Source organism: Variovorax sp. KBW07 (genome assembly GCF_003852515.1).
GTDB lineage: Bacteria > Pseudomonadota > Gammaproteobacteria > Burkholderiales > Burkholderiaceae_C > Variovorax.
On sequence record NZ_QAJK01000025.1, the window covers coordinates 10,971 to 12,072 of the forward strand.

Consider the following 1,102-nt stretch of genomic DNA (forward strand, 5'->3'; position numbering starts at 1 on the left):
GACCGTGCTCACGGCCGACTGGGGCCCGGCGGTGTCGAAGAACCCGTTCATGCAGTTCACGCTCAAGGGCGCGAAAGCCGGCGACAAGATCGCCGTGACCTGGAAAGACAACCGCGGCGAAACGCGCACCGACGAAGCCACGGTCAGCTAGCTGGCAGTCAGTTCGCCAGTCAGTCAGACAGTCAACGAACCAGCCAGTCGGCCAGTTCCCCAAAAGAAGAAGAGGCAGCCCCATGAGAACGACCACATGCCTGAGCCTGCTGGTGCTGGCAGGCTGCTGCATTCCGCTGCACGCGGCGGCGCAACAACAACAGCAGCAGCAAAAGACCACGGCCGAAGGCATCGCCGAGTACCGCGCGCTACTGCAGGACGGCAACCCCGCCGAGCTGTTCGAGGCCAAGGGCGAGGACCTCTGGAAACAGAAGCGCGGCCCCAAGGCGGCATCGATGGAGAAGTGCGACCTGGGCAAGGGCCCGGGCGTGGTGAAGGGCGCCTTTGCAGAACTGCCGCGCTACTTTGCCGACACGGGCCGCGTGCAGGACATGGAGTCGCGCCTGTTGACCTGCATGGAAACGCTGCAGGGCTTCGATGCTGCCGCTATCGCGAAAACGCCGTTCGGCACGGGCGAGCAGAAGAACATCGAGGGGCTGGTGGCGTGGATTTCGGCGGAGTCGAAGGGCATGCCGCTGAACCTACCGCAATCGCACGCGAGCGAGCGCCGCGCGTACGAAGTAGGCAAGCGCCTGTTCTTCCTGCGCGCGGGTCCGCACGACTTTGCCTGTGCCACGTGCCACGGCGCGGACGGCAAGCGAATCCGCCTGCAAGACCTGCCGAACCTGACAAAGAACCCGGGCGCCGGCGAAGGCTTCGGTGCGTGGCCGGCGTACCGCGTGTCGTCGGGCGAGTTGTGGGGCATGCAACGCCGACTGAACGATTGCTTCCGTCAGCAGCGCTTTCCGTACCCCGGCTATGCGAGCGACGTAACTGTGGCGTTGGCGGTGTACATGGGCGTCAACGGCAAGGGTGGCAAGACTACTGCGCCGGCTATCAAGCGCTGAGATGACTTCCTGTCTTGTTCGTCGCGTTGTTTTGAGCGCTGCTG

2 protein-coding genes are annotated in these 1,102 nt (G+C 64.4%); both read left to right on the forward strand.

The genetic code is table 11. The annotated features are described in order from the left end of the window. Nucleotides 1-151, forward strand: a 151-nt coding sequence (locus DBV14_RS05455) for a thiosulfate oxidation carrier complex protein SoxZ (protein WP_185545928.1), incomplete at its 5' end; no start/stop codon positions are given. Nucleotides 152-233: 82 nt separating this feature from the next. Further along, nucleotides 234-1,058: a sulfur oxidation c-type cytochrome SoxA gene (gene soxA / locus DBV14_RS05460; protein WP_124458173.1), complete on the forward strand. Its 825-nt coding sequence runs from the start codon at nucleotides 234-236 to the stop codon at nucleotides 1,056-1,058. The last annotated feature ends 44 nt before the right edge of the window (nucleotides 1,059-1,102 follow it).